Source organism: Anaerotignum sp. MSJ-24, from assembly GCF_018918145.1.
GTDB lineage: Bacteria > Bacillota > Clostridia > Lachnospirales > Anaerotignaceae > Metalachnospira.
The window spans coordinates 151,032-165,214 of the sequence record NZ_JAHLPX010000004.1; the positions used below are offsets into that span (position 1 = coordinate 151,032).

Sequence of the window (14,183 nt, forward strand, 5' to 3'; positions counted from 1 at the left end):
GGACATTTAAAGAAAAAATATTTGAGGTGTTAATTACATTGAGTGAAAGAACCGTAACTTCTCCGGCTCTGCATGATGAGGAGCTAAAAAAACAGGAGGACGCTATAAAGACAATTCGTGCTATTAATGACGAATATACTTTAAAAACAGGAAAAAAGAAAAAATACTATATACTTACAATGGGCTGTCAGATGAATGCACATGACTCGGAAAAGCTTTCCTTTATGCTTTCGGAAATGGGCTATGAGCATACAGATGTTGAGCAGGAGGCAAACTTTGTTCTTTACAATACCTGCTGTATAAGAGAAAATGCAGAAGAAAAGGTATATGGAAGACTTGGCTACCTTAAGCATTATAAAGAAATAAATAAGGACATAAAAATTGCCATATGCGGTTGTATGATGCAGCAGGATACTGTAATACAGAGAATAAGAAAAACATTCAAAAATGTTGATATTGTTTTCGGTACTTACAATATATATAAGCTTCCGGAGCTTATGCTTACAAATATGGAAACAGGAGATACGATTTTCGATATTTGGCAGGAGCAGGGCGAAATAATGGAGGATTTCCACAGCATAAGGAAAATTCCGTTTAAGGCATCTGTAAATATAATGTACGGCTGCAACAACTTTTGCAGCTATTGCATAGTTCCTTATGTAAGAGGAAGAGAAAGAAGCAGAAAGCCCGAGGATATTCTCAATGAAATAAGAGGATTGGCAAAAGAAGGCGTAAAAGAAATTATGCTTCTCGGACAGAATGTAAACAGCTATGGAAAAAACCTTGAAAAGCCTGTTACATTTGCGGAGCTTTTGAGAATGATAAACGAGATAGACGGCATAGAACGAATACGTTTTATGACCTCTCATCCGAAGGATTTATCCGACGAGCTTATATATGCAATGCGTGACTGCGATAAGGTATGCAATTATCTGCATCTTCCGGTGCAGTCCGGAAGTACAGCGGTGCTTACGGCAATGAACAGAAGATATACTAAGGAAAAATATCTTGAGCTTGTCGAAAAAATAAAAAAGGAAATACCGGATATACTTTTGAGTACAGATATTATTGTCGGTTTCCCCGGCGAAACCGAAGAGGATTTTCTCGAAACGCTTGATGTTGTGGACAAGGTTGGTTATTCGACCGCATTCACATTTATATATTCAAAAAGAACAGGTACGCCTGCGGCAGTTATGGAAAACCAGATTCCCGATGATGTTACGAAGGAACGCTTTAACAGACTTCTTGAGCATGTAAACTCCGGAGTTGAAAAAATAAGCGAAACGATGGTTGGAACAGTTGAAAATGTCCTTGTTGAAGAGATAAACAGACAGGATGAAACAATGCTTACGGGTCGTACAGAAAGAAATTCACTTGTTCATTTTAAGGGCAATCCCGATCTTATCGGTCAGATTGTTCCCGTTAAAATAAAAGAAAATAAGATATTCTATTTAATAGGAGAGAGGATGTTATAAAATGGTAGAAGATTTAGCAAGAAGATTATCAAATGAACTTATCGAGTCAGAATATGCTCAGAGACTTATCAAGGCTAAAAAAGCTTATGAGGCTGATTTTGAGGCACAGAAAATGGTTCAGGATTATGTAGATATGCAGAACCGTTTCCAGGCAAGACTTGCTTCAGAAGAGGTTACAGATGAAGAAAAGGATCAGTTCTATTTAGACATCAATAAGCTTAACAATGCTATCAAAGAGCAGGGTACAGCAGGTGAGCTTTATAAGGCTGAAAGCGAATTCAATGAATATATGACAAGCATTTTCGGTATTATAACAAATGCTGTTCAGAACGAAATTGCACCCGAAAACGGCGGTTGCTCAGGTTCATGCGGAACATGCGGAGGCTGCCACTAATCGGTAAACAAAAACATAGTGCATAAAAATGATTGAGAAGGGGATATAAATGGCAAAAGTAACACCAATGATGGAACAATATTTTGAAATAAAAAATAAATACAGACATTGTCTTTTGCTTTTTCGACTTGGTGATTTTTATGAAATGTTTTTTGAGGACGCAAAAATTGGTTCCAGAGAGCTTGGTCTGACATTGACAGGCAAGGACTGGGGACAGAAGGAAAGGGCACCCATGTGTGGTGTTCCTTTTCATTCTGCGGATGGATATATTGACAAGCTTGTAAAAAAGGGCTATAAGGTAGCCATTTGTGAACAGGTGGAAGATCCGAAAGCGGCAAAAGGACTTGTAAAGCGAGATGTAATAAGAGTTGTTACTCCGGGAACAGTCATTGATAAGGATGTTCTTGACGAAAACAAAAACAATTACATTATGTCGCTTTACGGTGATGAAAACGGTTATGCCATTGCGGTATGCGATGTTACAACGGGAGAATTTCAGACGGCAGAGTTTATTTCCGCAAATGCGGAGGAAAAGCTTTATGATGAAACGGCAAGATTTATGCCGGCTGAAATAATAATAAACGAAAAGTTTTCAAAAAGTGAATGTGCTGATAAAATTAGCCGGATTTTAAATTTAAGACTTACGGTATCAGAAAATTCACAGTTTGATTACAGAAATGCGGTCAAGGCCATATGCAGACATTTCGGTACTCTCGGTGTTGAAGGCTTGGGACTTGACGGAAAGAGATTTTCTGTATGTGCCAGCGGTGCATTACTGGATTATCTGAATGAAACGCAGAAAAATAAGCTTGAGCATATAAGTAAGATTAAGCTTTATTCGGCAAATGATTTTATGCTTCTTGACGCAAACACAAGAAGAAATCTTGAGCTTACCGAAACAATGCGAGAAAAGAACAGAAAAGGCTCTCTTCTCTGGGTTATTGACAAAACAAAAACGGCTATGGGAGCAAGACTTCTCAGAAAATGGGTGGAACAGCCGCTCATAAATTCAGCCGATATAAATAAAAGACTTGATGCGGTCGAAGAGCTTAAGGACGATTTATTTACACGTGAGGAAATAAAGGATGTTCTTTCGACTATGCACGATTTTGAAAGAATAATGAGCCGTATAGTATACAAAACGGCAAATGCCAAAGAGCTTGTGGCATTGAGAGATTCCATTGAAAATCTTCCTGAGCTTAAAAAAATTATAGGAAGATTGAAAAGTACATATTCACAGGAAATATTTGATGAAATGGATACGCTTGAAGATGTGTTTAATCTGATAAACAGTGCCATTACCGACGATCCTCCGTTTACGGTGAGAGAAGGCGGAATGATAAAGCACGGTTATTCAAATGAACTGGACACACTTTTTCAGGCAAAGGAAAAAGGCTCCGAATGGATAAAGGAGCTTGAAGCAAATGAGAAGGAAAAAACAGGCATAAAAACGCTTAGAATTAATTACAATAAGGTTTTTGGCTATTATATAGAGGTATCAAAATCTTATATTGGACAGGTTCCCGATTATTATATAAGAAAACAGACGCTTTCAAATACAGAACGATATACAACGACCGAGCTTGAAAAGCTTGCGGAGCTTATACTCGGTTCTGACGAAAAACGTATTCAGATGGAATATGATATGTTCTGCCGGGTAAGGGAAAGCGTTGCATCACAGGTAGACAGAATTCAGTTTACGGCATACATTTCTGCACTTATAGACGCACTTCAGTCGCTTGCTGATGCCGCACAGACACAGAATTATGTAAAGCCGATAGTAAACGACGGTGATGTAATAAACATAAAAGACGGAAGACACCCTTCTGTCGAAAAGATGATGTCGGATGGATTTATTGCCAATGACGTTTATCTTGATAATGAGGACAACAGACTGCTTATAATTACAGGCCCGAACATGGCAGGTAAGTCCACATATATGCGTCAGACTGCGATTATAACGCTTCTGGCACAGATTGGTTCTTTTGTTCCGGCGTCGTATGCGGAAATTGGTGTATGCGACAGAATATTTACAAGAGTAGGTGCGTCCGATGACCTTGCGTCCGGACAGTCTACATTTATGGTTGAAATGACCGAGGTTGCCAATATTCTTAATAATGCAACAAAGAAAAGTCTGCTTATACTTGACGAAATAGGACGAGGAACAAGTACCTTTGACGGACTTTCCATTGCATGGGCAGTTATGGAATATATTGCGGACAAAAAGCAGATAGGTGCAAAAACATTGTTTGCGACTCATTACCATGAGCTTACCGAGCTGGAAGGAAAGCTTTCCGGCGTAAAGAATTATTGCATAACGGTACAGGAACAGGGCGAAGATATTATATTCTTAAGAAAGATAAAAAGAGGCGGTGCAGACCACAGCTACGGTGTACAGGTTGCAAGGCTTGCCGGACTGCCTCAGAAGGTTATAAAAAGAGCAAATGTAATTCTCAAAAAGCTGAATGCCGCAGACATAACCAAGAAAACCAAAAAGCTTGCCGACGAGGCACAAAAGGCAGAGGAAGAAACGGCAATGCAGCTTGATATGTTCAATATGAAAGAAACACAGATTATTGATGAGATAAACAAAATTGATGTTATGTCGCTTACACCGATACAGGCATTACAGGTTTTGTTTGATCTTCAGAATAAAACAAAGGGTATGTAAAATGTAATGTAAATGAAGGAAGCGGATATTTTGAATCAGATAAAACTTCTCGATAACAATACAATAAACAAAATTGCCGCCGGAGAGGTTGTGGAAAGACCAAGCTCTGTTATAAAGGAGCTTGTGGAAAATGCCATTGATGCCGGAGCGGGAAATATTACGATAGAAATAAAGGACGGAGGCACAACCTTTATCCGAATAACCGATGACGGTAGCGGCATTCCGGCAGACCAGGTTAAGACTGCGTTTTTAAGACACGCAACAAGCAAAATTTCGGCTGTTGAGGATCTCGAAAGCGTATTTTCGCTCGGCTTCAGAGGTGAGGCACTTGCCAGCATTGCGGCGGTTTCCAAAGCGGAAATGGTCACAAAAACAAGGGACAGTGAACTTGGAACAAGAATAAGAATAAACGGCGGAATACTCGAAGAAATTAAACCATGCGGTGCCGCCGACGGAACGACAATAACAATTGAGGATATTTTTTATAATGTTCCGGCAAGACGAAAATTCCTTAAAAAACCGGCAACCGAAAGCGGTTATATATCCGATATAGTAAACAAATTTATACTCGGTCATCCGGAGGTAGCGTTTAAATATATAAATAATAACACTACCATAATACAGACATCGGGAAACAATGACCTTAAAACGGCTATGTTCCATGTCTACGGAAAAGATGCGGCAACAAAAATGCTTGAGCTTTCATCAAACGATAAGGAAATGAAGCTCAAAGGACTTATAGGCAAACCGGAGCTTTCAAGGGCAAACCGCACCTATGAGAATCTTTTTATAAACGGAAGATATATAAAGAGTGATGTTGTTGCAAATGCCGCGGAAGAGGCATACAAAACAAGACTTATGATAGGTAAGTTTCCGGTGTATGTCATGGAACTGAGCATTGATCCGTCACTGGTTGACGTGAATGTACATCCGGCTAAGCTTGAAGTACGTTTCAGAGATGATGATGCGGTTTATAATTTCGTTTATAACAGTATTGTAAAGACATTTAAGGATAAAATATTGATAAAAACAGCGGATTGGGAAAGCAAGCCGTCTATTGAAGTAAAGGAATTTAAAGAAAAGAATGTTACGGAAGAGCCTTTAATTACACAAAAGGAAAGCGAAAGCAAGTCAGTAATTGACATTGCCGAGCCTTATTTCGATGGAAAAAAGGTTTTTGACAATCAACCTAAAAAATCGGCAGACTTAAGAAGTGAAGCATTAGGCTATATGAATAAGCTTTCAAGCGGATTAAGTGAGGCTGAAAAGTTGAACGGAAGTATTCTTCTCGGAAAAGCCGATGAACCTACGGGAGTAAAGGAAGAGCACCGGAAATACGACACATCGGGATATACTAAAAAGCTTGATAATGTTGAGCTTTCCGAACTTAATGAAATTTCGGAAACAAAGACATATGACGAGAGCAAGCCGTTTTTCGATAATTACAGAATAGTCGGCCAGATATTCGGAACATACTGGATTGTTGAGCAGAACAAGAGCATTTTTGTAATCGACCAGCATGCGGCACATGAAAGAATATTGTTTGAGGAATTTTCCGATAAGTTCAAAAATGGAACAATGGTAAGCCAGAAGCTTTTTGATGCCGAGCACCTTGTTCTGAGCGAAACAGAGAAAAATATACTTGATGAAAACAAGGAGCTTTTTGAAAAATTCGGCTTTGAGCTTTCCGAAAAGGATAATGAATGGTATATGTCGGCAGTTCCTTACATATTCGATAAACCGGCAGATTCAGCCTTTTTAACGGACATGCTTGACATGATAAATACCGAAAAAATGGCTAATGTATATGACTCAAAGCTTTTGAGCATTGCGACAATGGCCTGCAAAGCGGCGGTAAAGGCAAGAGATTACATAAGCGTTAGTGAGGCCGAAGAAATGATAAAAAGGCTTTTAACTCTTGAAAATCCGTTCAACTGCCCTCATGGCAGACCGACAATAATAGAAATGACAGAATATGAGCTTGAAAAGAAATTTAAACGTATACAGTAGGTGGTAAAAATGAAAAAACCTCTGATAGTTATAGCAGGACCGACTGCCTGCGGAAAGACCGACATTTCTATTGACCTTGCCGAAAAAATCGGCGGAGAGATAATATCGGGCGATTCAATGCAGGTTTATAAATATATGGACATCGGTACGGCAAAGGTTACAAAAGAAGAAATGCGAGGAATACCGCATTATCTTGTTGATGAGCTTTATCCCGATGAGGAATATAATGTTATGCTGTTCCAGCAGAAGGCAAAGCAGTATATGGAAGGAATATATTCAAGAGGTCATATTCCGATAATTGTTGGTGGAACAGGCTTTTATATAAATGCACTTGTTTATGACAATGATTTTTCCGAAGAAGAGGAATCGGAGATAAGAAAAGAGCTGTACGCCGTTGCCGAAAACGAAGGAGCGGAAAAGCTCCATGCAATGCTTGCGGAGGTTGATCCGGAATATGCCGCAAATATTCATCACAACAATATTAAAAGAGTAGCCAGAGCATTGGAATATTACAGGCTGACAGGTGAAAAGATGTCTGAGCATAACAAAAATGCAAAGGAAAAGGAAACACCATATAATCTTGCGTTTTTTGTGCTGAACATGGACAGGGAAAAGCTTTATGAAAGAATAAATCTTCGTGTAGATATTATGATGAACAACGGTCTTGAGCAGGAGGTAAGAAAGCTCATTGAAATGGGATATTCACCTGAGCTTGTAAGTATGCAGGGCCTTGGATATAAAGAATTTATACCGTATTTTAACGGTGAAATATCTTTGGAGCAGGTTGTAGACGATATAAAGAAATACACAAGACGCTTTGCAAAAAGACAGCTGACGTGGTTCAGAGGTCAGACCAACGGAACGTGGCTTGATATGGGAACACTTTCTAAGGACAAAGCGTTGGAAATAATGCTTGATGAGCTTAAAACAAAGAAAATCATAGAAGGCTGAAAATGGATAAAGAAAAGATTTTAATTAAAAATACTATACCCGTAAAGGATTTCTGTAATTTAAGGGAATCGGTAAATTTTCAGAAATTGACCGAACAGCAGGCAGAAAAGGTTTTAAAGAACACGTCGGCTGTTGTTGCTGTTGAATATGAAGGAAAATATATCGGTTTGACCAGAATTCTTTTTGATTTCGGTACGGACGCATATATAACTGATGTTATCGTACACCCGGATTATCAAGGCTTTGGAATAGGCGGAATATTGATAGAAAATGCAATAGACTATCTTAAGAAAAATGCTGTCGAAGGTGTAAGGATAGCATGCAGTCTTTATGCAAATCCGGGAAAAGAGGATTTTTACGGTAAATTCGGCTTTGAAAAGCTTCCGAACAACAAATACGGATATGGTATGCTTATTGAAATATAAAACTTAGCACAAAAGATTTAGTATAGGAGAAGAAAATGTACGATAAAATGCTTAAAGGCTTCTTGAGAGATACTTATAAAATCTCCGACGATATAATGGAGCTTGCCGAAAAAGCGGAAAGTGAGCTTGCGGACAAGTTTCTCGAGGCTGACAAAATAACAGAATATAACCAGTATAAGGTACTCAGTTCAATGCAGAAAAACAGGCTTGCGGAGGTTCACTTTAACGGTACAACCGGATATGGCTATGACGATGTTGGAAGAGATACACTTGAAAAAATATATGCCGATGTTTTCCATACGGAAGCCTGCCTTGTAAGACCGCAGGTTATTTCCGGAACACATGCACTTACGGTTGCACTTGCGGGAAATTTAAGACCGGGCGACGAAATATATTCTCCGGTAGGATTGCCTTATGATACGTTACAGGGAGTTATTGGAATACGAAAGGAAAAAGGCTCACTTGCGGAATTCGGAATTACATACAGCCAGACAGAGCTTCTTCCGGACGGTTCATTTGATTATAAGGAAATAAAATCGGCTCTTGCAAATCCGAAAATAAGGCTTGTTGAAATACAGCGTTCAAGGGGATATGCTTGGCGTGAATCCTTTACGGTTGAAAAAATAGGTGAGCTTATAGCTTTCATAAAGGAAATTCGTCCCGATGTAATATGTATGGTAGACAACTGCTACGGTGAGTTTGTGCAGATGACCGAACCGACAGATGTCGGAGCAGACCTTTGCGTCGGTTCTCTTATAAAAAATCCCGGCGGCGGTCTTGCACCGATAGGCGGATATATAGCCGGAAAAGAAGAATATGTAGATAATGCGGCTTACAGACTTACAGTTCCCGGTATGGGAAGAGAGGTAGGAGCAACTCTCGGCGTTACAAAATCGCTTATACAGGGCTTTTTTATGTCACCTCAGGTAGTAAACGGCAGTGTAAAGGGAGCTATGTTTGCGGCAAAACTTTTTGAAAACCTCGGTTATGACGTTCTTCCGTCATCGGATGTTAAGCGTGCGGATATAGTGCAGTCTATCAAAATGAATTCAGCCGAAAAGGTAATAGCTTTCTGTGAAGGAATACAGAAGGGAGCACCGGTTGACAGCTATGTAACTCCGGAGCCTTGGGCAATGCCCGGCTATGACAGCGATGTTATAATGGCGGCAGGAGCATTTATACAGGGAGCATCAATAGAGCTTAGTGCGGACGCACCTATAAAGCCTCCGTATATTGTTTATATGCAGGGCGGTCTTAGCTGGCACCATGCAAAAATAGGAATAATGATCGGTCTTCAGACTATGAAGGATAAGGGCTTAATCTGAAAGGCGGTATAAGATGAAAATATTAAAAAAAGCTGTTGCGATGGCACTTATGCTGGCGGCATTGGTTGCATCAACGGCGTTTGCCGCCACAGATACTCCGAGCGTAAATGCGGCAAGTGCGGTGCTTATCAATGCAGACACAGGCAGAGTGCTTTATGAAAAAAATTCACATCAGAAGATGTATCCGGCAAGTATGACCAAAATGCTTACGTCAATGGTTGTGCTTGACAACATGGATTTAAACGAAACAATAACCGTTGATTCTTCGATAAACGAAATTCCATGGGATTCCAGTGTTGCAGGACTTGAATACGGAGAGATAATGACGGTTGAAAATCTTATAAGAGGCTTGATTATACCTTCCGGAAACGATGTTGCAGCTGCGGCGGCCTCAGCTGTTGCAAAGAAGAATCTTGGCAAAGAAGTTTCCTATTCGGAGGCTGAGCAGTATTTTGCCGGACTTATGAACGAGAAAGCCAAGGAGCTTGGCTGTACGGATTCAAATTTCGTAAATCCTCATGGATACCATAATGATAATCATTATACTTCTGCATATGATATGTCACTGATTGCACAGGCGGCAATGAAATATGACATAATAAAGACTGTTGCGGCAGAAACAAAGTTTTCGGGAAACAGTGCCGGAAAGCAGAAATATAATGTAAGCGGAAAAACCGTTGAGCATACATGGTACAGCCACAATAACCTTATTACAAACGGTGCGGATTATTATAAGTATGCAACAGGAATAAAAACAGGTTTTACGGACCAGGCAGGCGATTGTCTTGCGGCGTCGGCAACAAACGGAAATGAAAATCTTATTGCGATAATAATGAATTCGGAAGATCCGGGACGCTGGAACGATGCAAAAGCGCTGTTTGAATGGGCATTTGAAAAATATGATATGACTGTATACAGACAGGCTGGAGTTGTTGCAACTGCACAGCTTACGGGACATAACCGACTGAAAGGTGATACGCTTGATATATCTATAAATGAGGATTTGAGTGAATATCTTACGGCTGAGGAGGCTGCTTCGGTAGAAACAAAGGTAGTAAATGACAATGGCGGTGAAACAATAGAGGCACCTGTCAAGCAAGGCGATAAAGTAGCTACATTGGAGTTTTTACTTAACGGAGAGGTTATCGGACAGGCTGATGCTTATGCAACAAGAGATGTAGGTAAGGCAAATATATTTAATACTTCGGCTTACTACATAAAAGCTTTTTTTACTAAGGTCTTTTCTGCCGGAAATATAAAATACGGTATTGCTGTTATTGTTGTTATTCTGATTGTCATAGTTATTCTTATTTTAAGAAATAAACGTAAAAACAGATATAAAATAAAAGGAAATTATTCAAGTAGAGGAAAATATGATACAAGCAGAATAAATGCGAAAAAACGCCGCAGAAGAGGCGACAGAGACAAATATAATAAATACAGATAAAACAGAAATGCGTTCTTAACATAAAGTTGGAACGCATTTTTATATGTTATATTTTTTAAAAATTATAGGATTCTGTATAACACTATGAACCTCTTTAAAATATAAAATAAAGCTACATTCTTTAGATGTGATTTATCAGAAGTTTGAATCAAAACAATGAACCGCAAAGTATGCACCCCGAAGAAAACGGGGCGGTCGCAGACCGTTTTGCGTAGCAAAATGCTTTGACCAGTGAACCGCAAAGAAAGATGCGGCGGTCGCAGACCGCTTTGCGAAGCAAAGTTCTGAAGATAGATGCGGCGACATAGCCGCTTTGCAAAGCAAAGTTCTGAATGATTAAAGTTTTGTGGGGTTTTGGGCAAAGCCAATGAGGTCTTTAAGATATAAATAATGCCGTTCGAAAATTAAATTCGAACGGCATTTTATGGTTTGTTTAATTTGCACCGATTATAATATCGTGTCCGTCGTCACTGCTGCTGTCGTTGTTACTGCTGTCAGAGCTATTATTTCCTGTTATATTATCAAGCTGATAACCATGGTCATGATTATTGTCACTTCCGATTACATCATCATCGCCGATTATGGGAATATGATTTTCGGTGCATGTCGAGCTGAGATCTATATAAAGAAGTCCTCGCTTTGCACATTCCTCACGTGAAGGTCTGTTAACAATCTGACCGCCTACAACAGCAAGAGAAACACTTCTGACATTGTGACATCCGGGTCCGGCAAGCTTTCCGGAATCAGCACATATGCTGTACATGCCATGTGCTGTACATTCGGAATGCGCGGCTGTTGCTTGTGTAGCATAGTCGGTAGAAACCATATTTCCGTAATATCCGGCACCGTAATAGTCATTTGCGCATACACCTGAAATAGGTATTCCGTTTGTTACGGCACAATAACTGCTTGTTATAATACCGTCGGGCTTTTCAAATTCCTTATATGCAAGGTTATCATGGAGCTTATCCATAACAGTACGCCATACTATAAGATGATAGCTCTTATCATAGCTTATTTTCTTAGGTGAGTCATAACCCATCCATATTCCGGCTACATAATAAGGTGTGTATCCGGCAAATGTAAGGTCTTTATCGTCTGTTGTTGTACCGGTTTTACCTGCAACAGGCATTCTGTTGGACTGGAATCTTGCAAGTCCGCCGGTTCCGCCGCCGGATATAACGTCTTCCATCATATCGGTAAGAAGGAAGGCTGTTGTTTCCTTTAACACTCTCTTGCCTTCGTAGTCATATTCAAGAAGAACATTTCCGTCATGGTCAAGAACCTTTGTATAAGGCGTAGGTTTCATATATACACCGCCGTTGGCGATTGTTCCGTATGCAGCTGTAAGTTCAAGAACCGATACACCCTCTGTAAGACCGCCGAGAGATATGTTGGCATTCATATCTTCTTTTGCATCAAGTGAAGTAAAGCCGAAATTAAGAAGATACTGATAAGCATTGTATATTCCTACGTTTACAATAACCTTTGCGGCAAGTATGTTCATTGAATCTCGTATACCGTCACGAACGGTTGCATATCCTCTGTAACCACTGGTCCACCAGTTTCTCGGTGACCAGTCGCCGACTGTGTATTCTTCATCACGTATGAAGCTTCCGGCCGAATATAAATCGGAATCGATAGCCGGAGCATATGCGGCAAGAACCTTGAAACATGAACCTGGCTGTCTGTAAGCCTGAGTTGCTCTGTTGAATACAAGGTCACCGGATTTCTGTCCTCTACCGCCGACAATGGCTTTTATTTCGCCTGTGTGATAATCAATGATTACCATTGCCGCCTGAAGAGAATTGGAAACGGCAAGATTATCGAGAACCATTGTATGGGTTGCATCAACGTATTGCTCCTTGACCTCCTGTGCGAAGGCTTCTGCCTGATCCTTTGAAGAAACAGTTTTGCTTTCCGAATGATGCTCCTGTTCGTCTGTTTCCGTATTAAGTACAGAAATGGTATATGTTGCATCATATGTTCTGTCTGAAGGAGGAAAGAGCGAATCGTCCATAAAGGCATCTTCCAGAGTTCCCTGTATGCTCTGGTCAACAGTTGAATAAATCTGAAGACCGCCACTGTAAATGAGGTTATAGGCCTCCTGCTTTGTCATGTTTTTCTCCTGCATAAGGTCGTTTGCAAGAGTGACAATAAGGTTATCAATAAAGTAGCTGTGAAGTGCTACCGAATCTTCATCGTCCTTAGTACTGCCGACAAGGTTTGCATATATGTCCTCCGCAAGAGCACTGTCATGCTCCGACTGGGTTATATAGCCAAGCTCAAGCATTTTGTCAAGTACCGTTGTCTGACGTTTTTTGTTTTCCTCCGGATTACTTATCGGTGAATATCTCGAAGGATTTTTTGTTATTCCGGCTATACTTGCACATTCCGCAAGGTCAAGCTCGGAAACCTCTTTGCCGAAATAGAATTCGGCTGCAGAGCCTACACCGTTAAGACCGTGGTTAAGACCGATTGTGTTGAGATAAAGCTCAAGTATATAGTCCTTTGCCGCTTTTTTACTGCCGAGAGTTTTTTCAAGCTCGGCTTCGTATTTAACCGCAAGATACTGCTCCTGTATTTTACGGACAATGGTCTTTTGGTTTGTAAGCATTTCGTTTTTAATAAGCTGCTGTGTTATTGTACTCGCACCCTGTGAGAAATCACGCTGTCTTATGTCGATAACGAGAGCACGCATAATACCCTTTATGTCTATACCGTTATGCTCATAGAAACGCTCGTCTTCTATGGAAACAACAGCATTTTTGAGATCATCGGGTATAAGATCGAATGTAACATATTCTCGATTTTCTTCGCCATGGAGCTTATCAATTTCTGTACCGTTATTGTCATATATTATCGAAGTATAATTGCTCGGTACAATATCCGATGTATTAAGTGTAGGTGCACTCTTTATTATTGTGATATAAACGCCTATTGCAAGGCCTGCGGCAATCAGTATAAGTATACCTATTATTATTAAGAATACCTTTAAGCAGCCGCCTCTTTTTTTACCGTGTTTTTTCTTTTTAGAGTGTTTTGCGGAATGATGTATGGCAGGAGAAGTTTGTTTTCCGACAGCAGGAAGCTGTTTTGACGTACTTCTTGATTTTGACTGCGCCTGTCGGCTTTCTTCTGAGTTATGTCTTGGCGCGGATGCTCTTGACGGAGCAGATGAAACATCTCTGCGAGTATTTCTCAGCTGTTCCTCCGGACTGTGTTTTCTTTCGGAAGAACGGATTTCGTCGGACATACGTGGCTGAGAAGGCCTTTCAGATGTGCGTCTTTGAGCTACGTTCCTTTCTTCTGTGCTTCTTGATGTTGATTTATGTTCGGCAGGCGTTGTCTTACGTCTTTTTACAATATTTCCGTTTTCGTCAACATAAAAAACACGACCGTTTTCATCGGTATATTTATATATTTTATGTTTGTTTTTATTGGGTTCAGAGTAATCCATTCTTAATCCTCCCTATTCAGAATAT

Annotated in this window: 9 protein-coding genes; 8 read left to right on the forward strand and 1 reads right to left on the reverse strand. The window is 40.1% G+C overall.

Going from position 1 to position 14,183, the window contains the following annotated elements:
* Window positions 1-38 precede the first annotated feature (38 nt).
* From miaB to KQI66_RS03980, 8 genes are read left to right on the forward strand one after another with little or no spacing between them, the layout of a single operon-like run.
* Window positions 39-1,475: a tRNA (N6-isopentenyl adenosine(37)-C2)-methylthiotransferase MiaB gene (miaB, locus tag KQI66_RS03945; protein ID WP_253287657.1), complete on the forward strand. Its 1,437-nt coding sequence runs from the start codon at window positions 39-41 to the stop codon at window positions 1,473-1,475.
* 1 nt (window position 1,476) lies between these two features.
* A complete protein-coding gene (locus tag KQI66_RS03950; RefSeq protein ID WP_216427376.1) occupies window positions 1,477-1,869 on the forward strand; it encodes a YlbF family regulator in 393 nt (130 codons plus the stop codon).
* A gap of 49 nt (window positions 1,870-1,918) precedes the next feature.
* Window positions 1,919-4,540 carry a DNA mismatch repair protein MutS gene (gene mutS, locus KQI66_RS03955; protein ID WP_216427377.1) on the forward strand — a complete coding sequence of 874 codons (2,622 nt, stop codon included), beginning with the start codon at window positions 1,919-1,921 and terminating at the stop codon, window positions 4,538-4,540.
* Between the two features lie 30 nt (window positions 4,541-4,570).
* Entirely contained in the window at window positions 4,571-6,550 is a 1,980-nt protein-coding gene (gene mutL, locus KQI66_RS03960; protein ID WP_216427378.1) for a DNA mismatch repair endonuclease MutL, read from the forward strand.
* Window positions 6,551-6,559: 9 nt separating this feature from the next.
* A complete protein-coding gene (gene miaA / locus KQI66_RS03965) occupies window positions 6,560-7,501 on the forward strand; it encodes a tRNA (adenosine(37)-N6)-dimethylallyltransferase MiaA (protein WP_216427379.1) in 942 nt (313 codons plus the stop codon).
* A gap of 2 nt (window positions 7,502-7,503) precedes the next feature.
* Window positions 7,504-7,926 (forward strand): GNAT family N-acetyltransferase, encoded by a 423-nt coding sequence (locus KQI66_RS03970; protein WP_216427380.1) that lies wholly within the window; start codon window positions 7,504-7,506, stop codon window positions 7,924-7,926.
* A gap of 35 nt (window positions 7,927-7,961) precedes the next feature.
* The gene (locus tag KQI66_RS03975; protein ID WP_253287658.1) at window positions 7,962-9,251 is read left to right on the forward strand and encodes a methionine gamma-lyase family protein; all 1,290 of its coding nucleotides are present in this window, start codon (window positions 7,962-7,964) and stop codon (window positions 9,249-9,251) included.
* A 13-nt stretch (window positions 9,252-9,264) separates the two neighbouring features.
* Window positions 9,265-10,698 (forward strand): D-alanyl-D-alanine carboxypeptidase family protein, encoded by a 1,434-nt coding sequence (locus KQI66_RS03980; protein WP_216427381.1) that lies wholly within the window; start codon window positions 9,265-9,267, stop codon window positions 10,696-10,698.
* A gap of 433 nt (window positions 10,699-11,131) precedes the next feature.
* Here KQI66_RS03980 and KQI66_RS03985 read toward each other — a convergent pair whose 3' ends face one another.
* A complete protein-coding gene (locus KQI66_RS03985; RefSeq protein WP_216427382.1) occupies window positions 11,132-14,158 on the reverse strand; it encodes a PBP1A family penicillin-binding protein in 3,027 nt (1,008 codons plus the stop codon).
* Window positions 14,159-14,183: the final 25 nt, after the last annotated feature.